Source organism: Polynucleobacter ibericus, from assembly GCF_018687955.1.
GTDB classification, from domain to species: domain Bacteria; phylum Pseudomonadota; class Gammaproteobacteria; order Burkholderiales; family Burkholderiaceae; genus Polynucleobacter; species Polynucleobacter ibericus.
Map to the genome: position 1 here is coordinate 453,515 of NZ_CP061309.1, position 21,270 is coordinate 474,784.

Here is a 21,270-nt window from a genome sequence, read left to right on the forward strand (position 1 = left end):
ATAAAAATTACAGAGGAAATACCATGGCATATAGTGAAAAGGTTATCGACCACTACGAAAATCCCCGTAACGTTGGCTCATTCGAAAAGGGCGACGAGAGTGTGGGTACTGGCATGGTTGGCGCACCAGCTTGCGGCGACGTAATGAAGTTGCAAATTCGCGTGAACGATCAAGGTGTGATCGAGGATGCAAAATTTAAGACTTATGGCTGCGGCTCTGCAATTGCCTCATCTTCATTGGTTACCGAGTGGGTCAAAGGTAAAACTTTGGATCAAGCGCTCGAGATAAAGAACTCCCTGATTGCTGAAGAGTTGGCTTTGCCACCAGTAAAAATTCACTGCTCTATCTTGGCGGAAGACGCTATAAAGGCAGCTGTAGCTGATTACAAAGAAAAGCATCCGGCGAAATAAAGAAAAAATAAGAAGTCAAAACTATGGCAATTACCTTAACCGACAAAGCAGCTGCACACGTAAACCGCAATCTAGAAAAGCGCGGTAAAGGTTGTGGTTTGCGCTTGGGAGTTCGCACAACCGGTTGTTCCGGTTTGGCTTATCAACTCGAGTATGTGGATGAGCCTGCAGCTGAAGACCAGGTATTTGAATCTAATGGTATTAAAGTATTTGTCGATCCAAAGAGCTTGGCTTACTTAGACGGTACAGAGCTAGACTTTGTACGTGAGGGTTTGAACGAGGGGTTTAAGTTTCAAAATCCAAACGTAAAAGATGAGTGTGGTTGTGGCGAATCCTTCCGCGTCTGACGATTACTTTCGCTTCTTTGGATTAAATCAGCAATTCAAAATCGACTTGCCTGCCCTTGATCAGGCGTACCTAGCAATTCAGAGGGAAGTACACCCTGATCGCAATGCACGCGGCAGTGATGTAGAGCAGCGCCTTGCAATGCAGATGGCCACCTTAGCAAATACTGCTTTGCAGACCCTCAAGAATCCTATTCAACGTGGGCTCTATATTTGTCAGCTTCATGGGGTTGATGCCAAGCTAGAAACCAATACCGCCATGCCTGCCGCCTTTCTAATGAAGCAAATGGAATGGCGCGAGAATTTAGATGAGCAGGCAGAAGATCTGGCTGCCCTAGAAGTCTTGATGTCTGAGGTCGAGCAATCTAAGCAAGATACTCTTGCTGAAATTGCTCAGGCAATCGATGGTGCTAAAAACTATACGCGTGCTGCCGAGTTGCTGCGCGGTCTACTTTTCATCGATAAGTTCGCCGCAGAGCTCGATGACACCATTTCTACGCTGGTTTAACTCTCGCGTAAATTAAACTCAATCCCTTATGGCTTTATTACAAATCTCCGAACCTGGTAAATCACTAGCGCCTCATCAGCGGCGAATTGCCGTAGGTATTGATTTAGGCACTACCAATTCCTTAGTGGCTATCGTGCGCGATGCACTGCCTAAGGTATTACCAGATGCGCAAGGTCGAGAGTTATTGCCTTCAGTAATTCGTTACTTGCCAAACGGTAGAACTCAGGCAGGCTTTGAGGCGCTTGAGAGTGTGGTGATTGACCCCAAGAACACCATTGTTTCAGTGAAACGATTTATGGGACGCGGCTTATTGGATATAGAGCATATTGAAAGTGCTCCGTATGACTTTGTTGATCAGCCTGGCATGCTCAAGCTGAGAACGGTGGCTGGTGATAAGAGCCCCATTGAAGTCTCCGCAGAAATACTCGCGCGTTTACGCCAACTAGCTGAAGACTCTGTCTCTGATGACATCGTGGGTGCGGTGATTACAGTTCCCGCCTACTTTGATGATGCACAACGTCAAGCAACTAAAGATGCTGCGAAGTTAGCGGGGATTGAAGTTCTGCGTTTACTAAATGAGCCTACTGCCGCTGCCATTGCCTATGGTCTAGATAATGCTTCTGAAGGTGTCTACGCAGTTTATGACTTAGGTGGTGGTACCTTTGATATCTCCATACTGCGTATGAGTAGAGGGGTGTTTGAAGTGCTCTCTACTGGTGGTGATTCTGCATTAGGCGGCGATGATTTTGATCATCGCTTGTATTGCTGGGTGATTGAGCAGGCAAAGCTTTCTCCGCTCTCGATCCATGATCACGCAACGCTCTTGCAGGCATGTAAGCATGCCAAAGAACAATTAAGTCACAACCCTTTGGCACGAGTTCATGAAACTCTTGCTGATGGCACTGTAGTTAATGTTGGTGTAAGCCAAGCGCAACTCTTTGAGATCACTCAGAACTTAATCAATAAAACATTAGTAGCCTGTAAAAAAGCTTTGCGTGATGCTGGTCTAAAGGCTGAGGATGTTAAAGGTGTTGTGATGGTAGGCGGTTCAACCCGCATGCCTAATGTACAACGTGCCGTTGGAGAACTCTTTGGTACACAGCCATTAAACAATCTGAATCCAGATCAAGTGGTTGCATTGGGAGCAGCGATGCAGGCTGACTTACTAGCAGGTAACCAAAGCAAAGATGATGAGTGGCTTCTTTTGGATGTCATTCCACTATCGCTCGGTATTGAAACCATGGGCGGTCTGGTGGAGAAGATTATTCCTCGTAATACGCCGATTCCAGTTGCTCGAGCTCAGGATTTCACGACCTTTAAAGATGGTCAGACTGCTTTGGCGATTCAGGTGGTGCAGGGTGAGCGTGAGCTGGCTCAAGACTGTCGCTCATTAGGTAAGTTTGAATTACGTGGCATCCCAGCTATGGCTGCAGGTGCAGCGCGCATCCGGGTTACCTTCCAGGTAGATGCTGATGGCCTTCTATCTGTCAGCGCTACTGAGCAAGGCTCTGGCGTGAAAGCCTCTATCGATATCAAACCCTCTTATGGCTTAACGGACGCGGAGATTACCCGCATGCTGCAAGACGGTTTTGCCTCCGCTAATGAGGATATGCTTTCCAGGTCTTTGCGCGAAGAACAGGTAAATGCACAGCGTTTATTAGATGCAGTGCAAACAGCACTAAATAGTGATCGTGCATTGCTGAGTAAGGAAGAGCAAGTCGTCATTGATCAAGAAATGGCGACATTACAAAAGATTTTGAATGACGAAACTGATAGCGCTGTTGTTCGTAAGGCAGTTGATCATGCTGCCAAGGCAACCGATGATTTTGCACAAATGCGCATGAACGCTAGCATTCAGAAGGCTTTATCCGGCAAGAATGTTGCTGAAATTTAAAAATACAAATTGACCAACAATAGAAAAGAATCATGACTCAAATCGTCGTACTACCGCATAGTGAGTATTGTCCGGAAGGGGCCGTTGTAGAAGTTGCTCCAGGCACTTCGATCTGCGAAGCTTTATTAGAGAATGACATTCCGATTGAACATGCTTGCGATATGGTGTGTGCTTGTACTACTTGCCATGTCATCGTGAAAGAGGGCTTTCAAAGCTTGAATCCTCCTGATGAGAATGAGGAAGATATGCTTGATCGTGCGTGGGGATTAAATCCGCAGTCCCGTCTGTCTTGCCAGGCTATCGTGGCCAAACAGGACCTAGTGATTGAAATTCCTAAATATTCAATCAATCATGCCAAAGAAAACCATTGATGCACCAATATAGAGCATAAGGCTCTAAATCCATGCAATAGCTACAAAGTAACAGAGGTACGAGGATTAATATGAACTTGTAGTCGATGCAGTAGTTCATTCTTTAGGTAGTACCTCCAAAAAAATCTTTTAAGCCATCCTTCGGGGTGGCTTTTCTTTTGCTTAATAATTTTTATTATGCTAAATTACATTATGTAAATATACATATTGTTAGTGAATGTCATTTTCAGCACCATTCAAAGAGGAGAATTAAATGAAATGTAACGTTGGTGGTATCGATCGCGTTCTGCGCATCGCAGTAGGTTTGGTGTTAACTGGGCTGGCAGCAAGCAATGTAGTTGGCGCTTGGGGTTGGATTGGCATCGTGCCTTTGGCGACAGGTTTGTTTAGGTTCTGCCCACTCTATCCAGTTCTTGGAATTAATTCATGTGGAACAGGCCCTGATTCCAGTAGTGGCGGTTGCTGTAAATAATGATGAAATGAAAAAAGCCTCGTAATACGAGGCTTTTTAACGTGTCATTTACTAGGTAATGCTTACTAAGCTACCGCCTCACGAATCATTCCGGCTGCAACGGTATGGTTTGTTGCTTCATCAATTAGGATGAATGCACCAGTGCGTTGGGACTGATCAAATAAATCGGCAACAATCGGTTTTTGTAGGATGAAGTCCACACGGCCGATTGCATTGGTAGAAAGTGTATGCACATCGCTTGATTGCAAGAGTGTTTGCACATCTAGCACCTGTTGAATTGCTTTTACCTTTGCGCCAACGGTATTGGTGGTGTGGCGTAAGGCATATTTGCGGCTCAAGGAAAGTGGTTCGCTATCTAGCCAGCACAAATCAGCAGAGAGCTGCTTACTCAGCACTGGCGGATGACTATCTTCCGCGCTAATGAATAGAGATCCGCGTGACACATCAATATCTTCGGATAATTGAATTGCTACTGCTTGACCTGTTTGCGCAGAATCCACCGCATTGCTGCCATTAGTCTGCTTACTGCTTGAGCGATTGTCTAGGTATATCTCAGTAACGGTTGCTTCTGAGCCGCTAGGAAGGACCTTAATCTTTTGACCCTTACGGATACTGCCAGACTCAATCTCACCAAGGTAGCCGCGGAAATCATCAGAAGCACTGCCATCTTGACGGGCTACATATTGAACCGGGAAGCGAAGTGCCAGTTTTTCTGACTCAGGGCTAGTGTCTAGGCTCTCTAGCCACTCAAGCAGGGTAGGTCCTTTATACCAAGGTGTATTTTTACTAGCAGTAACTACGTTAGCACCCAGCAATGCGGAGATTGGAATCAAAGTTGGTTTAGGTAAGCCAATCTTTTGGGTCAGATCTTCGATCGATGTCTTGATAGTATTAAATACTTTTTCATCAAACTCATACAAGTCCATCTTATTGATGGCAAACACTACGTGACGCAGACCCAATAAATGAACAATCGCAGCATGACGCTTAGTCTGTGCTAAAAGCGTTGCTGGTGTAGTGTTGAGATCAACGCGAGTTGCATCTACTAGGATCACAGCGACATCCGATTGAGATGCGCCGGTAACCAAATTGCGAGTGTATTGCTCATGCCCTGGGGCATCAGCCACGATAAATTTACGCTTCTGAGTAGAGAAGTAGCGATAAGCTACATCAATGGTGATGCCTTGTTCACGTTCAGCCTCTAGTCCATCAGTCAAAAGGGCTAAATCTACACCTGCATCAGATGAGGTAACACGGGCATGCTTGGTTTTGGAGAGTGACTCTAGTTGATCTACCAGAATAGATTTGGTGTCATAGAGTAAGCGGCCAATTAAAGTGCTCTTGCCATCATCCACGCTGCCGGCAGTAATGAAACGCACCACGTTTTGGTTCATATTTTGATTGGTAGTCATCAGAAGTAACCTTCTTTCTTGCGGCGCTCCATAGAGGCCTCATTGGTTTGGTCGTCCATGCGGGTAGCTCCACGCTCAGTAATTTCAGTAATAGCCGTCTCCGCAATAATCTCGAGTGGAGTTGCGGCGGTGCTTAAGACTGGGCAGGTACAGCTGATGTCACCAACGGTACGAAAACGCACACTTAATATCTCGCTGATATCGCCAGGTGCTTTAGGAGTTACATCGGTTACTGGAACTAATAGACTGTTTTTCTTTACCACTTCACGTTGGTGAGTGTAGTAAATGCTTGGAAGCTCTAGTTTCTCGCGAGAAATGTATTGCCAGATATCAAGCTCCGTCCAGTTGGAGATGGGGAACACGCGCATGTTTTCACCTTTAGCGATGCGAGCGTTATAAAGATTCCAGAGCTCAGGGCGCTGGGCTTTAGGATCCCATTGGCCGAATTCATCGCGGAAAGAGAAGATACGTTCCTTGGCACGGGCTTTTTCTTCGTCGCGACGGGCGCCGCCCATTAGGGCGTCGAATTCATGTTCTGCAATGGCTTCGAGCAAAGTTACGGCTTGCGCAGCATTCCGAGAATCTGTTTCTTTGCGTAAACGCACAGTCCCTTTTTTGATGGAGTCTTCAACATGACCCACAATCAGCTTTACGCCAGTCTTTTCAACCACGGCATCACGATAGGCAATGACTTCTGGATAGTTGTGGCCAGTATCAATATGCAAAATGGGGAAAGGAAGCTTTACAGGACGATCACCGAATTGAAATGCCTTGCACGCTAAGTGAAACATCACAATAGAGTCTTTGCCGCCAGAGAACAGCATGGCTGGGTTGGCGCACTGCGCTACTACTTCGCGAATGATGTAAATCGATTCTGCTTCAAGCCAGTCTAGGTGATCATCTAATAATTTTTTTTCTTGCATTTTCTACTTCGTTCTTTGCTAAGTTCTATTAAATATTTTCTTAATCTTTAATACTTTATTTGTTGACGTGTAAGCCACATTCTTTGCTATCACTTTGCAGCCACCACCAGCGTCCAGCACGAATGTCTTCGCCCTTCTTGACCTCACGGGTGCAAGGCTCGCAGCCTATGCTGGGATAGCCTTTGAGGTGTAGCGGATGGATAGGAACGTTCTCTTGCTTGATGTAAGCCCAGATATCAGATTCAGTCCAGTCAAATAAAGGATTGAATTTGGCGATACCTCTCGCATCATCTAATTCTTCTAAATTGAGTTCAGTACGTGTAGTCGATTGCTCGCGTCTTTGGCCTGTCAGCCATGCATCAGCACCGAGTAATGCTGCATTAAGTGGTTTGATCTTGCGAGCGCCACAGCAAGCTTTTTTAGGCTCTTCGCCATCATAAAAACCATTCATACCGTATTGATCGATGAAGCCCTGAACATCTTCTTCTTTGGGATAAACCTTTTCAATGGATATACCGTAGCGATCTTCAGTAGTCTTGACCATATCAACAGTCTCTTGATGTAAACGACCGGTCGCTAAGGTAAATAATTTGATAGATGCAGCAGCTTTACTAATGGCATCGGTAATCACCATATCTTCAGCGGCAAGGCTGGTTGCAAAACGGACATCAGAAAAGCGCTTAGAAATGTCTAAGAGTCGTTGCTTGAGGGTTATTGATTTCTCGGCAAGCTCAGCAGGAGTCAAAGTGCTCGGGGGGATAGACCAAAATTCAGGGGTAATCATGAAGAGACGAGCTTAATTCCAACTAAAAAGAGGGTTGCTGCAAGCGTATTTCTAGTTGCCTTTTCAGAAAGGGAGCTAGAGAGCTTAGCGCCTAGCCATATGGCTGGAACAGAGCCCAATAAGAGTCCAAACAATAAATCAAAATGCACGTTACCCAACCACCAGTGCCCTATTCCAGCAAGGGCAGTAAGTGGTACGGCGTATGCAATGTCAGTGCCAGCAACTTCGGCAGGCTTGAGGTGTGGATATAGAATTAATATCAGAGTAGCGCCAATGGCACCAGCACCAATTGAGGATACCGTTACTAGAACCCCAATCACTGCACCAACGGCAATAGTTGCAACTTTTAAATTTGAGCCGCTGGGCAAAAATTTTGGATTAGCTTGTACCCACCCCAGAATCTTAGCTCGAAAGAGTAAGGAAATGGCAGTAAGTAAAACTGAAATTCCGATAGAGACGCTAATAAAGTGATTAAAGTTTTTTGAAACAGGGCCAATGATCTTTAATGCCAGGATAGAAAGGATCGCTGTACTAACACTTCCAATGCATAGCAATTTCACTATATCCCAACGAACATTGCCGTGAAGTCTGTGTGCGGCAGTGCCAAAGCCTTTGGTGATTGCAGCAAATGCTAGATCAGTTCCAACTGCTGTTGTTGGAGCAACGCCAAAGATAATGGTTAACAAAGGGGTCATTAACGATCCTCCACCCACGCCTGTCATTCCCACCAGTAAACCCACTAAGGCGCCAGAAATAATAAATTGGGATGAGTCTTGAAAAAATTGCAGCATGAGATAAATCCTGATTTAGGCGAATGATTGTTCAAACTCTTCGAGTTTGATGGCATTCATGATGAACAGAATTTGACGTTGAAAGCTTTTGCGTTCTTCAACTTGATCATGGGGTAAACGATCGTGCTGACGCAGTAAGTTGGTGATCACTGGATTGAAGTGCTCTCTAACTGGTGACATTGCAATTCCTTCGTAAATATCTCGTTATAGAGAATTTACCAAGGCGTCTATATATTCACAAGGAATATATAGCGATATCTAAATGACTTTTAGATATATAGAACTAGGCTGAATTACTTTTCTACGAAAGCACGTTCAAACACATAGTCACCAAGTTGACCGAGGCTAGGGGAGACTTTGAAGCCTTTGGCATCTAGCATCTCAGAAGTTTCTTTGAGCATAGAAGGGCTACCGCAGATCATGGCGCGATCTACTGCTGGATCTAATGGTGGCAGGCCGATGTCTTTAAACAATTGACCAGATTCAATGGCAGTAGTGAGTCGCCCAGTGTGTTTGAAAGCCTCACGGGTCACTGTTGGGTAGTAGATCAACTTTTCACGAATGAGTTCGCCTAGATATTCGTCTTGTGTGAGCTCATTTTTGATGTAGTCCTCATACGCGAGTTCACTCACAAGGCGTACACCATGAATTAAGACAACCTTCTCAAACTTTTCATATGTTTCAGGATCACGAATAATGCTCATGAAAGGCGCAAGTCCAGTGCCAGTACTAAATAAGTAAAGATGCTTGCCTGGATTTAAATCATCTAACACTAATGTGCCAACTGATTTTTCACTCACCAAGATGGGGTCTCCAACTTGAATTTTTTGAAGTCGGGAGGTAAGGGGGCCATCTTGAACTTTAATGCTCAAGAACTCTAAATGCTCTTCGTAATTCGGGCTAGCAACGCTGTAGGCTCGGACTAAAGGCTTGCCTTCAACCTCAAGACCAATCATCAAGAAGTGACCGCTGCGAAAGCGTAAGCCTTTATTGCGGGTTGTAGTAAAGCTAAATAGAGTGTCATTCCAGTGATGAACTGACAGAACGGTTTCGGTATTGTAGGCGGCCATAAATGCGTATTAATTGGTGATAGCAAAAGGGTAATTATCCCATTCTTGGAGCGTGATATTGAGCTTAATCCCGCTAAAAATAGGACTCTGTAGTGATATAGATCAGACTTTTAGTAATAAAGAATTGATTTATCGACCCACATGGGCCCATTAGCTATTATCTAGATATGAGAAATGGCTATTATTTGCTTTTATCGCTTCTGAGTTTGAGCTTGGTCGTATTTGCGGTCATCCTGCAGCAAGTGGGCTATCAGGGTGTGAGCTTTTTGCCTTGCCCCCTCTGTATTTTGCAAAGAGTGGGTTATTTGGGCATCGCTATTTTTTGCTTTTTGGCAGTGGGTATTGCTCCTCTACGGAAGTTCTTTCATGGTTTGGCAGTTTTAGCTGCCGCTTATGGCTTATCCATTGCGGCTCGCCAAGTTTGGCTTTTATCTCACCCAGAATCTTCTTGTGGCATTGATCCATTAGAAACTTGGATTAATCAATTTCAGTTAGTACAAAACTTACCTTGGCTATTTAAGGCGGATGGTTTATGTTCTGCAAAGCTCCCGGCTATTCTAGGATTGCAGGTGCCTGAGTGGTCATTATTGTGGTTTGCTGTTTTCTTATTGGTATTGGTGCTGACCTTCTTTAGAAAACCTTAGCTTATAAAAGATTTGATTCTCGGCAAACGATTACCCTCAATTTCTGAGAAATAAAAAAGCACCCTAGGGTGCTTTTATTTTTACTCTTCTTCGCGACGTAAGTGCGGGAAGAGGATGACATCGCGAATGTTAGGTGCATCAGTTAGTAGCATTACCAAGCGATCGATGCCAATACCGCAGCCACCAGTTGGAGGCATGCCGTACTCGAGAGCGCGGATGAAGTCATGGTCGAAGTACATGGCTTCTTCATCACCAGCCTCTTTTTGCTCTACTTGCTTACGGAAGCGATTCGCCTGATCTTCAGCATCGTTTAGTTCTGAAAAGCCATTGGCAATCTCACGACCAGTGATAAAGAGTTCAAAGCGCTCAGTGATGCCTGGGCGAGTATCAGATTCTCTTGCGAGTGGACTCACTTCAATTGGGTAGTCGATGATGTAAGTCGGCTCCCACAGATGTTCTTCAGTAACTAATTCAAATAAGGCGAGTTGGAGGGCGCCAATCCCTGCGTTCTTGAGAGTTGGTGCGTCTGGATTCTCGCCACCTTTCTTCAATTCAGCGCGAATGAAGTTGATATCTTCGAGTTGAGCTGCTTCATAGCTCTTACCTGATTGGCCGCAGTACTTCAATATGGCTTCAGTAATGGTCAAGCGTTGGAACGGCTTGCTCAGATCAAGCTCGCGGCCTTGATGTGTCAATACGGCAGTGCCTTGTGCATCAATTGCGGCAGCACGAATTAATCCTTCGGTAAAGTCCATGAGCCAACGGTAATCTGTATAGGCTGCATAGAATTCCATCATCGTGAATTCTGGGTTATGACGTGGGCTTACGCCTTCATTGCGGAAGTTGCGGTTAATTTCAAAGACACGCTCAAAACCACCAACCACTAAACGCTTGAGGTAAAGCTCAGGAGCAATACGCAAGAACATTTGCATATCGAGTGCGTTGTGGTGAGTAATAAAAGGCTTGGCTGCTGCGCCACCAGGAATAGGGTGGAGCATCGGAGTTTCAACTTCCATGAAGTCGGCATCTAACATATGGCGACGTAATGAAGCAATCGCATTACTACGCGCTTTAAATGTATTGCGGCTTTCGGGATTCACAATCAAATCCACATAGCGCTGACGGTACTTAGTCTCTAAGTCTGAGAGGCCATGGAACTTATCTGGCAATGGCCGCAATGATTTGCTGAGGAGGCGTAAATTGCTGCACTCTACTGATAGCTCCCCTTTATTGGTCTTAAAGAGATTGCCTTCAGCAGAGATGAAGTCACCCATATCCCAATGCTTGAATGCACCATGAACATCAGCACCACTGAGTTCATCATTAATATAAAACTGAATCTGTCCACTGCGATCTTGAATGGTTGCAAAGCTTGCCTTACCCATTACGCGTTTCAGCACCATACGTCCGGCTACTTTGACATGAACTTTCTTTGCCGCTAGTTCTTCTTTGGTCAGACTGTCATAGTGCGCATGCAAATCTGCCGCCAAATGCGTTGGAACAAAGTCATTTGGAAAAGCAACGCCGCCAGCACGAAGCTTGGCTAATTTTTCACGGCGCTCCGCAATGATGTGATTCTCATCTACTACTTCAGTAGCGGGGGCAGCATCTAAGTTGGTTTTATCGTTCATATCTATCGTGGTGCAGTAATGGGTGTGGGGTTGTTATACGCCTTGTTTTAGGCTGGCTTCAATAAAGGCATCGAGATCACCATCTAATACTTTTTGTGTATTAGAGATTTCAACGTTAGTTCGTAAATCTTTAATGCGACTTTGATCAAGAACGTAGGAGCGGATTTGATGGCCCCAGCCTACATCAGTCTTGCTAGCCTCTAATTTGTCTTGCTCGGCACGACGCTTTTGCATCTCATGTTCATACAGTCGTGACTTGAGCATACTCATCGCTTCAGCGCGGTTGCGGTGTTGGCTGCGATCGTTTTGACACTGCACCACGATTCCAGTTGGAATATGGGTTAAGCGGACCGCTGAGTCTGTTTTATTAATGTGCTGACCACCCGCACCAGAGGCGCGGTAGGTATCGGTACGAATATCTGCGGGATTAACATCAATCTCAATCGAATCATCAATCTCTGGGTAAACATAAATAGAGGCGAATGAGGTGTGACGACCGTTTGAAGAATCAAAAGGAGATTTACGTACTAAGCGATGCACCCCAGTTTCTGAGCGGAGATGGCCATAAGCATATTCACCATCTACCTTGATGGTTGCGCTCTTGATGCCAGCAACGTCGCCATCAGATTCTTCCAGGATTTCTGTTTTGTAGCCTTTGCGTTCGCAATACTTAAGGTATTGACGATAGAGCATGCTAGCCCAGTCGCAGGCTTCAGTACCACCAGCACCAGCTTGAATATCAATAAAGCAGTTGCAAGAATCCATCTCGTTATGGAACATACGGCGGAACTCTAAATCGCCGATGATCTTGCTATAGCTTTCAACATCTTGCTCAATGGCGGCAATAGTTTCAAAATCACTTTCCTCTTTAGCCATATCGAATAGCTCAAGAGCGCCAGTAATGTTGGTATTAAGATCGGTGAGAGTGGCAACTACGCCATCGAGCAACTTCTTCTCTTTGCCCAGCGCTTGCGCTTTCTTTTGATCATCCCAAATGGTGGGATCTTCCAGAATAGAGTTAACTTCGGTAAGACGACGTGACTTTACGTCGAAGTCAAAGATACCCCCGAAGTGCTTGCTCACGGGTGAGCAGATCGGACAAGGTATTCGAAATAATATTGAGTTGTTCAGCTTCCATCCCCTAATTATAAGGGGGTTATTGCGTCGGACCCTTAGGCGCTGGCGGCCTCATCATGGGCTTCAATCATCAGTTGTACACGGGCTTGGCCTTGGTAGCGGTCAGTGACTAGACGGTAGGCCAATTTTGCTTTGGCTGGCAAGCTTTGGGTGTGGTTAAACCAAACGGCAGTGAGTGGTTTATTGCCTGCCTTGAGCTCTGCTGCCCCAATAGGGCGCACCATCAGGCGCAAATGCTTTTCTTTCATAAGGCTTTGCTGGGTAATCTCAAATTCCCCATAAAAAACAGGCTGAGGAAAGCCTTGGCCCCAGATCTCTTCGGCGAGGAGGTCGCCAATTTCAGGGGTAAATTCTGAAAGCTCCAATACTCCATCATGAGCATGGCGACGCTCTAGCAATTCGTCGGTTAGCAAGCTACTCGCTACTTCCTGAAAGCAGGCGTCAAACTTTTCAAAATCACTTTTACGAATGGTTAAGCCTGCAGCCATTGCATGACCACCAAACTTTAAGATGAGCCCAGGTTCACGTTTGGATACCAGATCTAAAGCATCTCTTAAATGAAAGCCGGTGAGCGAGCGACCGGAGCCACGCAATTCTTCGCCGGTGCTGCCATCGGCAGGAGCAAACACAATTGCTGGACGATTAAAGCGTTCCTTTAGACGTGAGGCAACAATACCCACTACACCTTGATGCCACTCTGGATTCCATAAACAAATGCTAGTGCGCTCAGCCATGGTGCCATCAAGCTGGTCTTCAGCAAGATGTGAGAGGGCGGTTTCTTGCATACCCGTTTCAATCACGCGGCGCTCACGATTAATACGATCGAGCTCATGCGCAAGGTTGATTGCTTCATCGGCGTTATCGGTCAGGAGTAGACGAATGCCTAAGGTCATATCCGCTAGACGTCCAGCAGCATTGAGTCTGGGGCCGATAGCAAACCCAAGATCAAAGGTATTGGCCTTGCGTGGATCACGTGTTGCCGCCTGAAAGAGGGCTTGCATCCCGGGTTGAGATATTCCCGCACGAATCCGCTTTAAGCCATTTGAAACCAATACTCGATTGTTGCGATCCAGTTGAGCAACGTCAGCAACTGTACCCAAAGCGACGAGGTCTAGAAGGTTCTCTACTTTCGGCTGCGTCTCATTCGTAAATTTTCCGCGCTTACGTAGTTCAGCACGTAATGCGACTAGAAGATAAAACATGACGCCAACACCGGCGAGTGCTTTACTCGGGAAAGTGCAACCTGGTTGATTGGGATTAACGATTGCCAGAGCTTTGGGTAAATGATCTCCAGGAAGATGGTGGTCAGTTACGATGACTTCCATACCTAGTTCTTTGGCACGGTCAACACCGGCTTCACTAGCAATACCGTTATCGACAGTAATCAAATATTTTGGTTTGGGATTTTGCTGTGCAGCCAATTCCACAACTTCAGGGGTCAGGCCGTAGCCCATCGTGAAACGATTTGGGACTAGAAACTGAATCGGGGTCTCCGGCCCACCCAGCATGCGTAGGCCGCGCAGGCCAACGGCACAAGCAGTAGCACCATCGCAGTCGTAGTCAGCAACGATGAGCATCGGCTCTTTTTTTTCAAGGATATCGGCTAGCAAAGAAGCGGTAGCGATGCAATTCTTGAGCTCGACTGGTGAGAGTAGCTGCTTTAGATCAAGTGAGAGTTCTTCTGGTGATTGCAAACCCCTGGCAGCATACAGTCTCGCCAACAGCGGATGTAAACCACTTTGTGCTAACCAAGTAGCAGTGCGCTCGGAAAAAGGGCGTTGAGAAAAAAGACTCATGCTTGAGTTATTTCTTTCCAGGTAAGTACTTCTGGTTTCTTCCAGAAAGCCCAAGATTTTTTATTGAGATCTTTAGCAGTCAAGATTCGTTCACGTTTTTTACCATTGGGAAAATCAATGATCAATACTTCGTCTAGCGATTTATCTTGCAGTGCTTTACTTAATTGTGGCCATGCTAGTTGTGGCTGATCAATCCAAGCAAAACTGCCACCCAGATTTTTTTCATTAATCTGAGTTTCTTGCGGCAGCGCTAAAAGCCTTGCCAAGCCGGACAGTATAGGGTGTTGACCAATGATTCGCTGTGACTCCTTCAGGGCGGATGGGGTCTGAACATCATTCAGTTTGCCAATACCGCTAATCCATAGCGAGTTAATGCTCGGCATGCCGCGTTGCTCCCGTTCTTCATTGACAGGGCCGATATGCCATAGCATCTGAATTTCATTCTGGAGTTTGCGCCAGCGTTTTGCGATACCTTCTTCGTTGGTATCTCGCGGCATCCACCAATCAATATTGCGACCATGCGCTTGATCAACGCTGTAACTAGCTAAGCTAGCAAATGGCCCTGCTGGAATAAACCAATAGTGACGATTCTCAAAAAGAATGTTCCCCTGAAAATCTTCTTCTATAAAAGGAAGCGCCGCTTTGAGGAGTTGTGTAGATTCTTCTGCTGTAAGATCAATCTGATTCTGACCCATCAAAATTAAGTGGTCTCTAGTGGCATGCAGATGAACTGGCTGTAGGCAGGCAATCCACTCAGTTGGATTGATGTTTTGTTTTGATTGCCCTAGAAGTAATACAGGTGCCAAAGGGGCTTTTTCACCTAGCAAGAAGCGCTCATGGGGCAAGCCTTGGATGGGGCAAGAGATATCGCCTTCATCATCCAAGGCATCTTCCCCTGAAAGCATCAGGGTAAAGCGGCGCAGAGCGGCTTTGGAGAGGGTCGAATTAGTAGTCATTCCCCTGATTTTAGGTGGCATTTGAGTATTCCATCAGATCGCCCGCGCGATTCACTAAACTGTGGCTATGTTGAAACTCCCTATTGAGCTAGAAATTGGCCTGCGCTACACCCGATCTAAGCGTCGCAAGACGGTAGGGAAGCGTGATGGCTTTCTGTCCTTTATTTCCGGAATCTCTACCGCTGGCATCGCTTTAGGTGTTGCTTCGCTGATTGTGGTGCTTTCAGTGATGAACGGTTTTCAAAAGGAAGTGCGTGATCGCATGCTCTCAGTGTTGTCCCATGTAGAGATTATTTCTCCAGAAGGTTTAGCAAATTGGGAACCACTTGCACTTAAGGTAGCACAGCAACCCCATATTGTCGGTGTAGCTCCAATGGTGAGCTCGCAAGGCTTACTGAGTCGCGACAACATGATGAGAGGTGTGGTCATTCGTGGCATCTTGCCAAGTGAAGAAGGAAAAGTTTCTGATTTACCAAAGCAATTTGTCGCTGGCAATATTGATGATTTAAAGCCAGGTAGTTTTGGCGTGGCTCTAGGTGCACAACTGGCAGCAATTGTGGGTGCGCGGGTTGGTGATCGCATTAACTTAATTGTTCCTGAAAGTGATTTAACTCCGGCAGGTGCCATGCCACGCATGCGCGCACTTCAAGTAGTAGGCATTGTTGACAGTGGACATTATGAATACGACAGTTCCTTAGCTATCATGCACTGGAAGGACGCCGCCGCCTTGTTACGCTTACGTGATCCGTCTGGTTTGCGTGTCAAAGTTGATGATATGCAGCGGGCTCCGCAAGTTGCTAATGAGCTGGCAGCCATTGTTCCTCAGGCACTTTGGGTAACTGATTGGTCAAGATCTAATCGCAATTGGTTTGCTGCCGTTCAGACCGAAAAGAAAATGATGTTCATCATTCTGACTTTGATTATTGCAGTCGCTGCTTTTAACTTAGTGTCGACCTTGGTGATGACAGTAAATGAGAAGCAGGCTGATATTGCCATTCTGAGGACAATGGGTGCAAGCCCTGGGCTGATTCAAAGAATCTTTTTAATTCAGGGCCTCTCTATTGGATTACTCGGCTCTCTAGCGGGGGTCGCACTTGGCTTATTGATTGCTCTCAATATTGATGTCATTGTGCCGGTTATTGAAGCGATCTTCCGTGTGCAGTTCTTGCCACGCGAGGTGTATTTTATTAGTGAGTTGCCTTCTGATGTTAGAGCTAGTGATGTATTTACTGTAGGCTTAATGGCTTTTGGTCTATCCGTGTTGGCAACCTTGTACCCAAGTCGTCGTGCGGCCAAAGTACAACCTGCGGAGGCTCTGCGCTATGAGTAATACAGAAAATTTGGTCCTTAAAGCGAGAGGCTTGGCCAAGACCTATGGCCAAGGACCTACTGCAGTTGAGGTTCTTAAGGCGATTGATTTGGATGTTTCTCCATCAGAGAAGGTGGCTATTGTTGGCTCCTCAGGTTCCGGGAAGAGTACTTTGCTGCATCTCTTGGGCGGTTTAGATAATCCGAGCGCTGGTTCTGTAATTTTAGCCGGCTCTAATTTGAATAACTTATCAGTAAAAAAGTTAGATCAGCTGCGCAACCATAGCCTAGGCTTTATATATCAATTTCATCATCTCCTAGATGAATTTAGCGCTGTTGAGAATGTGGCTCTTCCTTTGCGTATTCGTGGGCTGAGTAATGACGAGTCTATGGACCGAGCCAGCAATATGCTTAAAGCAGTAGGCTTATCTAGCCGTGAACTCCATACCCCCGGAGAATTATCTGGTGGAGAGCGTCAGCGTGTTGCAGTTGCTCGCGCCTTGGTGGGTAATCCGGCTTGCGTCCTAGCAGACGAGCCAACCGGCAATCTGGATACAGAGACTGCTGATGGCGTATTTGATTTGATGTTAGATATTGCTCGCGATCAAGGTACAGCCTTTGTGATCGTGACACATGATCCAGTGCGCGCTAAACGTTGCGATCGTATATTGCATTTAGAGCGTGGAGTATTAAAGACATTTTCAGTATGAGTGGACATCCCATGTGGATCGATACCCATTGCCATTTAGATGCTCCTGAGTTCGCGAGCTCATTGGATTTAGTTATTCAGAGAGCCGCTGGCAGCAACGTCAAGGCAATTCTTCTGCCTGCAGTTAAAGTAGCGGACTGCTCCCATGTAAAAGAGCTCGCCCATCAGTATGGCCAACAAATTCCCGGTTTGGTCTACACCCTGGTGGGGGTACATCCCCTCTATACCAATCAAGCTCAAGAGGGTGATATTGAGATTCTCGAGAAGCACATCATTGACTCGCTAGCCGATCCACGCTTTGTGGGGGTTGGTGAAATCGGTCTGGATTATTTTGTGGAAGACTTAGATCCGCACAAGCAAGAATTTTTCTTTAATGCTCAATTGGATTTAGCGCAGAAATATCAGTTACCTGTAATTTTGCATGTTCGTCGCTCACAAGATGCGATATTGAAGGCTTTACGTCGTCGAAACATCCCCAGTGGAATTGCCCATGCTTTTAATGGCAGCTTTCAACAGGCAGAGCAATTTATCGAGCTTGGTTTTAAGCTAGGATTTGGCGGCGCAGCAACTTACGAGCGAGCATTACAAATCCGCAGACTCCTAAAAGAATTGCCTATTGATAGCATCGTTACTGAAACGGATGCACCAGATATTCCGCCAGCATGGTTAAGGGCGGAGGGTATTGCCTTTAACGAACCCGCTTTTGTGGAGAGAATTGCAAGAGAATTAGCCGCAATTCGAGGGGTTGGTGATGCTGAGTTTGCTTCTGCGGTTTGGAGTAATGCAATGCAGGTATTGCCCCGCTGGTCGGCTCTCTGCGCTGATCTACCCAATCTCAATCTAGCACCTTAATTCATTGCGCTTAGCTATTACGGCGTTTATCGCCGGGGGATCACTCCTTCTCCTTTTGCCGCAAGTTCCAGGAGATTGGGTGTTTATCTGCATAGCAGTCAGCACTCTGTGTTTGTCAGTAATTTACTTTGCCCATCAATCCGCACTAACAAAAAAGCTTGCCATCATAGGCTTACTATTTACGTTGGGGTTTGCATGGAATGCGCACTATGCTGAGAAGCGCTTGGAGAATATTCTTGCCATAGAGTTAGAAGGCAAAGAATTTACTCTTGAGGGTAGGGTCGCAGCATTACCGCAAAGTAATTCATCAGGTGCTAAGTTTGCATTTGAAGTAGACCATGCTATCTCTGGAAGAGAAGCTCTCGCTCAATTCCCAAAGAAAATTTATCTAGGTTGGCAGCCGGCCTGGAGAAATCCTCAAGATATCCCTGAGATCATTCCAGGTCAACGCTGGAAACTGAAGGCTAAGCTCAAGCGCCCCTACGGCTCACTGAACTCCTATACCTTTGATTTTGAACGATGGTCCTTTCATCAAGATTTTGGTGCTAGTGGCTCAGTAAGGTCTGGGGAGTTATTAAATGCGAAAGATATTGCTTGGACTGAATTTGAGTTGCGTATTGAGCTTACGCGTTGGCACTTACGAAAAAAGATTCTGACCATGCTCCCAGCAGATGCGCGTTATGCAGGCGTCTTGGTAGCTTTGGTGATGGGCGATCAAAATGCGATCAACCAAGATGACTGGCAGGTGTTTAACGCAACTGGTATTGGGCATCTGATATCGATATCAGGACTACACGTCACTATGTTGGCGGGTGTAGGGGCTTCATTCGCTGCATTTATCTGGCGTCGACGTACTTGGCCTCTCATTGCACCCGTCAGCAAAGTGGCGGCTGTATCGGGATTTGTCACTGCGTTTATTTACGCATGGTTGGCGGGCTTTCAGATTCCGGCACAAAGAACAATGTATATGGTCGGAGTAGTCGCATTTGCTTTATGGACTGGCAGAAATCCCCGTTCATTTGATATTTGGTGGTGGGCTCTAGCATTTGTATTGCTCATCGATCCCATGGCGCCTTACACCCCCGGTTTTTGGTTATCTTTTGGTGCAGTAGCTGCCATTTTGTATGCCATGGGGAATTCCTCTGGTTTATTGGGAATTCCTACTGGCAAAGAGTTAGAGGTGCACTGGACATGCCGTGCATTACAGGCTCTACGTGAAGCCTGTCGGGTACAGGTTGTTGTTACCTTGGCATTACTACCATTTACTTTGTTTTGGTTTTATCAAGTCTCCCTCGTTTCGCCATTGGCAAATGCATTCGCTATCCCACTGGTGAGTTATATCGTGACACCGCTAGCGATTACAGGTTCCTTGTTGCCAGAATTTATTGGCCGTTGGCTATTATGGCTAGCCCATGCCTCAATGGAATATTTGACAATTGCCCTCGAATGGATGGCAAGCTGGAGTTGGGCTGTCGCTTGGTCGAGGCAGCCTGAGTGGTGGATGCTACTTATTTCTGGTTCTGGAATTGTGTATGCCATTCATCCTGGGGATATTAGTAAAACATGGAAGCGGAGATTCATTGCCATCGCCTTATCCGCACCTTTATTTTTTTGGCCGACCCAATGGAATGCAAATCTTGGTCAAGGAGAATTTAGAGCAAACGTTTTAGATATTGGGCAGGGGACTGCGGTTCTCATTGAGACTGCTAATAAAAAATTGCTATATGACACTGGTCCCATTCAGGGAAAAAAGGATGATGCAGGACAGAGAATTATTCTTCCGTATTTGCGGGGGAGGGGAATTCATCAGATTGATCGCATGGTGATTAGTCATAGCGATAGTGACCACGTTGGTGGTGCAGCAACCCTTCTAAAGCACATTCAATTTGAATCTATGATGGGATCCTTACCTAGCGCTAATCCACTGTTACAAAACTTAGAGGCAAGAAAGATCCCTGCTATTCCTTGTCGCTTTGGACAACGCTGGGTATGGGATGGTGTGGAATTTGTGATTTGGCATCCCCATGAAGAAACGGTATTTTCTGAACAATATCCAGGTAAGCCAAATGAAATGAGTTGTACCCTTGAAGTGCGCAATCAGGAAAGCTCACTGTGGTTAACTGGCGACGTAGAAAAGCAAGGTGAAGCTGAAATTACTGAGCGTTTAGATTCTGCAATGTTGCGAGAGATTGGTAAGCGAGAATTGATATTGATGGCGCCACACCATGGAAGCAAAACCTCTTCATCATTAGAGTTATTAAAACGATTAGAGCCTGATCAGGCTTTCGCACAAAATGGGTATCGAAATCGCTATGGGCATCCGCATCCCGATGTCAAGACGCGTTATAAGGTTTTGGAGATTCCTTTTTATCAAACTCCAGAAACTGGAGCTCAGACTTGGTTATTTAAAAATAATGCAAAGCCTTCGACACAATTTTTGAGGCATGATATAAAACGACTATGGCATCGCTAGATGTCGAATTGAATAAAAGGATTTGCATATGAATAAGCTACTCGCCTTATCTTCTTTGGTTGTTGCTATTACAGTTGGTTGTGCTGGAGCGAATGTGCGACCCCTCGTAGATATGAAGGGCGTGAATGAAGCTGCTTATGAGAAAGATTTAAGTGATTGCCAGGCTTATGCTCAGCAGCAATCTGGTATGGGTGGAACTGCTGCAAAAGGTGCTGGCGCTGGCGCTGTTGTAGGCGGCCTACTGGGTCTGGTTACTGGTGGTAATACAACGGGCATTGTTCAGGCTGCTGGAGCTGGTGCCGTGATTGGTGGTGCAGGAGGTGCGTTTACAGGAAATCAGGCCCAGGAGGCTGTTGTAAAGAGATGTTTGAGTGGCCGTGGGTATAAGGTTTTGAACTAAAACTGCCCTCAATCATCCTTAGATCGCTAAAAAGCCTGAGAAATCGGGCTTTTTTAATGCCCAGAAAAGCAAAAAGCCCTTAAAAATTAAGGGCTTAGTACGTAATTCTTGGTTGCGGGGGCAGGATTTGAACCTACGACCTTCGGGTTATGAGCCCGACGAGCTGCCAGACTGCTCCACCCCGCGTCTGAAGCTGAAATTCTACCATTTTTTGGGGGTCTCTGTCGAGGCATTCCTGTAAATAACGCATAAATAAGGCGTTTTTAGGAAGAAATTCTCGTTTTAATGAGTGCCAGCAAGGAGTAACATATTGCCACGCAACATCACCTTAGGGTTTATTAATGTCCGTTAGCAATCCAGAGTTTTCAGAGTCATCCTTATTAAG

General features: G+C 45.9%; 22 protein-coding genes and 1 tRNA gene. 12 read left to right on the forward strand and 11 right to left on the reverse strand.

Annotated features, from left to right (window positions below; all coding sequences use genetic code 11):
- Positions 1–23: 23 nt before the first annotated feature.
- The 6 genes from iscU to AOC20_RS02470 all read left to right on the forward strand — a co-directional run bounded on the left by iscU (position 24) and on the right by AOC20_RS02470 (position 3,999).
- Complete coding sequence (gene iscU / locus AOC20_RS02445) at positions 24–410, forward strand: Fe-S cluster assembly scaffold IscU (protein WP_072583083.1); 387 nt, start codon at positions 24–26, stop codon at positions 408–410.
- A gap of 23 nt (positions 411–433) precedes the next feature.
- Positions 434–757, forward strand: coding sequence for an iron-sulfur cluster assembly protein IscA (gene iscA, locus AOC20_RS02450; RefSeq protein WP_012357505.1), 324 nt, complete (start codon positions 434–436; stop codon positions 755–757).
- Entirely contained in the window at positions 735–1,262 is a 528-nt protein-coding gene (hscB, locus tag AOC20_RS02455) for a Fe-S protein assembly co-chaperone HscB (RefSeq protein ID WP_349814558.1), read from the forward strand. Before iscA ends, hscB begins: the two co-directional genes overlap by 23 nt.
- Positions 1,263–1,290: 28 nt before the next feature.
- The gene (gene hscA, locus AOC20_RS02460; protein WP_215361151.1) at positions 1,291–3,156 is read left to right on the forward strand and encodes a Fe-S protein assembly chaperone HscA; all 1,866 of its coding nucleotides are present in this window, start codon (positions 1,291–1,293) and stop codon (positions 3,154–3,156) included.
- A gap of 32 nt (positions 3,157–3,188) precedes the next feature.
- On the forward strand, positions 3,189–3,527 hold the full coding sequence (gene fdx / locus AOC20_RS02465) for an ISC system 2Fe-2S type ferredoxin (RefSeq protein ID WP_215348652.1): 339 nt from the start codon (positions 3,189–3,191) through the stop codon (positions 3,525–3,527).
- A gap of 253 nt (positions 3,528–3,780) precedes the next feature.
- The gene (locus tag AOC20_RS02470; RefSeq protein ID WP_215361153.1) at positions 3,781–3,999 is read left to right on the forward strand and encodes a YgaP family membrane protein; all 219 of its coding nucleotides are present in this window, start codon (positions 3,781–3,783) and stop codon (positions 3,997–3,999) included.
- A 65-nt stretch (positions 4,000–4,064) separates the two neighbouring features.
- Here AOC20_RS02470 and AOC20_RS02475 read toward each other — a convergent pair whose 3' ends face one another.
- From AOC20_RS02475 to AOC20_RS02500, 6 genes are all read right to left on the reverse strand, one after another.
- Positions 4,065–5,411 (reverse strand): sulfate adenylyltransferase subunit 1, encoded by a 1,347-nt coding sequence (locus tag AOC20_RS02475; protein WP_215361155.1) that lies wholly within the window; start codon positions 5,409–5,411, stop codon positions 4,065–4,067.
- Complete coding sequence (cysD, locus tag AOC20_RS02480; protein WP_215361156.1) at positions 5,411–6,334, reverse strand: sulfate adenylyltransferase subunit CysD; 924 nt, start codon at positions 6,332–6,334, stop codon at positions 5,411–5,413. The genes AOC20_RS02475 and cysD overlap by 1 nt, the downstream gene beginning before the upstream one ends.
- A 55-nt stretch (positions 6,335–6,389) precedes the next feature.
- A complete protein-coding gene (locus AOC20_RS02485) occupies positions 6,390–7,118 on the reverse strand; it encodes a phosphoadenylyl-sulfate reductase (RefSeq protein ID WP_215361159.1) in 729 nt (242 codons plus the stop codon).
- The gene (locus AOC20_RS02490; protein ID WP_215361161.1) at positions 7,115–7,909 is read right to left on the reverse strand and encodes a sulfite exporter TauE/SafE family protein; all 795 of its coding nucleotides are present in this window, start codon (positions 7,907–7,909) and stop codon (positions 7,115–7,117) included. The genes AOC20_RS02485 and AOC20_RS02490 overlap by 4 nt, the downstream gene beginning before the upstream one ends.
- A gap of 15 nt (positions 7,910–7,924) precedes the next feature.
- Positions 7,925–8,089, reverse strand: a complete 165-nt coding sequence (locus tag AOC20_RS02495; RefSeq protein ID WP_215362335.1) for a hypothetical protein — start codon at positions 8,087–8,089, stop codon at positions 7,925–7,927.
- 113 nt (positions 8,090–8,202) lie between these two features.
- Complete coding sequence (locus AOC20_RS02500; protein WP_215348661.1) at positions 8,203–8,979, reverse strand: ferredoxin--NADP reductase; 777 nt, start codon at positions 8,977–8,979, stop codon at positions 8,203–8,205.
- Between the two features lie 167 nt (positions 8,980–9,146).
- Between AOC20_RS02500 and AOC20_RS02505 the strand changes: the two genes are divergently transcribed.
- Positions 9,147–9,623 (forward strand): disulfide bond formation protein B, encoded by a 477-nt coding sequence (locus AOC20_RS02505; RefSeq protein ID WP_215361163.1) that lies wholly within the window; start codon positions 9,147–9,149, stop codon positions 9,621–9,623.
- Between the two features lie 80 nt (positions 9,624–9,703).
- On the opposite strand, the gene lysS is transcribed toward AOC20_RS02505, so the two are convergent.
- From lysS to AOC20_RS02525, 4 genes are all read right to left on the reverse strand, one after another.
- Complete coding sequence (gene lysS, locus AOC20_RS02510) at positions 9,704–11,254, reverse strand: lysine--tRNA ligase (protein ID WP_215361165.1); 1,551 nt, start codon at positions 11,252–11,254, stop codon at positions 9,704–9,706.
- Between the two features lie 33 nt (positions 11,255–11,287).
- Positions 11,288–12,392 (reverse strand): peptide chain release factor 2 gene (gene prfB / locus AOC20_RS02515; RefSeq protein WP_215361168.1). Its coding sequence is split into 2 segments (ribosomal slippage): positions 11,288–12,310 and positions 12,312–12,392, totalling 1,104 coding nucleotides; the frame shifts between segments, so codons are not numbered across the junction.
- Positions 12,393–12,426: 34 nt separating this feature from the next.
- Entirely contained in the window at positions 12,427–14,187 is a 1,761-nt protein-coding gene (gene recJ, locus AOC20_RS02520) for a single-stranded-DNA-specific exonuclease RecJ (protein WP_215361169.1), read from the reverse strand.
- Positions 14,184–15,143 carry a hypothetical protein gene (locus AOC20_RS02525; protein ID WP_251373135.1) on the reverse strand — a complete coding sequence of 320 codons (960 nt, stop codon included), beginning with the start codon at positions 15,141–15,143 and terminating at the stop codon, positions 14,184–14,186. Before AOC20_RS02525 ends, recJ begins: the two co-directional genes overlap by 4 nt.
- 67 nt (positions 15,144–15,210) lie before the next feature.
- Here AOC20_RS02525 and AOC20_RS02530 point away from each other — a divergent pair, with 67 nt between their 5' ends.
- The 5 genes from AOC20_RS02530 to AOC20_RS02550 all read left to right on the forward strand — a co-directional run bounded on the left by AOC20_RS02530 (position 15,211) and on the right by AOC20_RS02550 (position 20,885).
- On the forward strand, positions 15,211–16,473 hold the full coding sequence (locus AOC20_RS02530; protein ID WP_215361173.1) for a lipoprotein-releasing ABC transporter permease subunit: 1,263 nt from the start codon (positions 15,211–15,213) through the stop codon (positions 16,471–16,473).
- A complete protein-coding gene (locus tag AOC20_RS02535) occupies positions 16,466–17,161 on the forward strand; it encodes an ABC transporter ATP-binding protein (RefSeq protein ID WP_215361175.1) in 696 nt (231 codons plus the stop codon). The genes AOC20_RS02530 and AOC20_RS02535 overlap by 8 nt, the downstream gene beginning before the upstream one ends.
- Positions 17,162–17,172: 11 nt before the next feature.
- A complete protein-coding gene (locus AOC20_RS02540) occupies positions 17,173–18,012 on the forward strand; it encodes a TatD family hydrolase (RefSeq protein ID WP_215362118.1) in 840 nt (279 codons plus the stop codon).
- Positions 18,013–18,091: 79 nt separating this feature from the next.
- Positions 18,092–20,485, forward strand: coding sequence for a DNA internalization-related competence protein ComEC/Rec2 (locus tag AOC20_RS02545; RefSeq protein ID WP_251373136.1), 2,394 nt, complete (start codon positions 18,092–18,094; stop codon positions 20,483–20,485).
- 28 nt (positions 20,486–20,513) lie between these two features.
- On the forward strand, positions 20,514–20,885 hold the full coding sequence (locus AOC20_RS02550; protein WP_215361183.1) for a glycine zipper family protein: 372 nt from the start codon (positions 20,514–20,516) through the stop codon (positions 20,883–20,885).
- Between the two features lie 109 nt (positions 20,886–20,994).
- Here the strand turns inward: AOC20_RS02550 and AOC20_RS02555 are convergent.
- Positions 20,995–21,071 (reverse strand) — tRNA-Met (locus AOC20_RS02555).
- Between the last annotated feature and the right edge of the window lie 199 nt (positions 21,072–21,270).

Bases quoted from the DNA above. Each gene is read 5' to 3' on its own strand.
- recJ (WP_215361169.1), bottom strand. From the start codon at position 14,187: ATGAGTCTTTTTTCTCAACGCCCTTTTTCCGAGCGCACTGCTACTTGG.
- AOC20_RS02470 (WP_215361153.1), top strand. From the start codon at position 3,781: ATGAAATGTAACGTTGGTGGTATCGATCGCGTTCTGCGCATCGCAGTA.
- AOC20_RS02485 (WP_215361159.1), bottom strand. From the start codon at position 7,118: ATGATTACCCCTGAATTTTGGTCTATCCCCCCGAGCACTTTGACTCCT.
- AOC20_RS02475 (WP_215361155.1), bottom strand. From the start codon at position 5,411: ATGACTACCAATCAAAATATGAACCAAAACGTGGTGCGTTTCATTACT.
- iscA (WP_012357505.1), top strand. From the start codon at position 434: ATGGCAATTACCTTAACCGACAAAGCAGCTGCACACGTAAACCGCAAT.
- AOC20_RS02530 (WP_215361173.1), top strand. From the start codon at position 15,211: ATGTTGAAACTCCCTATTGAGCTAGAAATTGGCCTGCGCTACACCCGA.
- hscA (WP_215361151.1), top strand. From the start codon at position 1,291: ATGGCTTTATTACAAATCTCCGAACCTGGTAAATCACTAGCGCCTCAT.
- AOC20_RS02540 (WP_215362118.1), top strand. From the start codon at position 17,173: ATGTGGATCGATACCCATTGCCATTTAGATGCTCCTGAGTTCGCGAGC.
- lysS (WP_215361165.1), bottom strand. From the start codon at position 11,254: ATGAACGATAAAACCAACTTAGATGCTGCCCCCGCTACTGAAGTAGTA.
- iscU (WP_072583083.1), top strand. From the start codon at position 24: ATGGCATATAGTGAAAAGGTTATCGACCACTACGAAAATCCCCGTAAC.
- AOC20_RS02550 (WP_215361183.1), top strand. From the start codon at position 20,514: ATGAATAAGCTACTCGCCTTATCTTCTTTGGTTGTTGCTATTACAGTT.
- AOC20_RS02495 (WP_215362335.1), bottom strand. From the start codon at position 8,089: ATGTCACCAGTTAGAGAGCACTTCAATCCAGTGATCACCAACTTACTG.
- fdx (WP_215348652.1), top strand. From the start codon at position 3,189: ATGACTCAAATCGTCGTACTACCGCATAGTGAGTATTGTCCGGAAGGG.
- cysD (WP_215361156.1), bottom strand. From the start codon at position 6,334: ATGCAAGAAAAAAAATTATTAGATGATCACCTAGACTGGCTTGAAGCA.
- AOC20_RS02505 (WP_215361163.1), top strand. From the start codon at position 9,147: ATGAGAAATGGCTATTATTTGCTTTTATCGCTTCTGAGTTTGAGCTTG.
- AOC20_RS02525 (WP_251373135.1), bottom strand. From the start codon at position 15,143: ATGACTACTAATTCGACCCTCTCCAAAGCCGCTCTGCGCCGCTTTACC.
- AOC20_RS02500 (WP_215348661.1), bottom strand. From the start codon at position 8,979: ATGGCCGCCTACAATACCGAAACCGTTCTGTCAGTTCATCACTGGAAT.
- AOC20_RS02490 (WP_215361161.1), bottom strand. From the start codon at position 7,909: ATGCTGCAATTTTTTCAAGACTCATCCCAATTTATTATTTCTGGCGCC.
- AOC20_RS02535 (WP_215361175.1), top strand. From the start codon at position 16,466: ATGAGTAATACAGAAAATTTGGTCCTTAAAGCGAGAGGCTTGGCCAAG.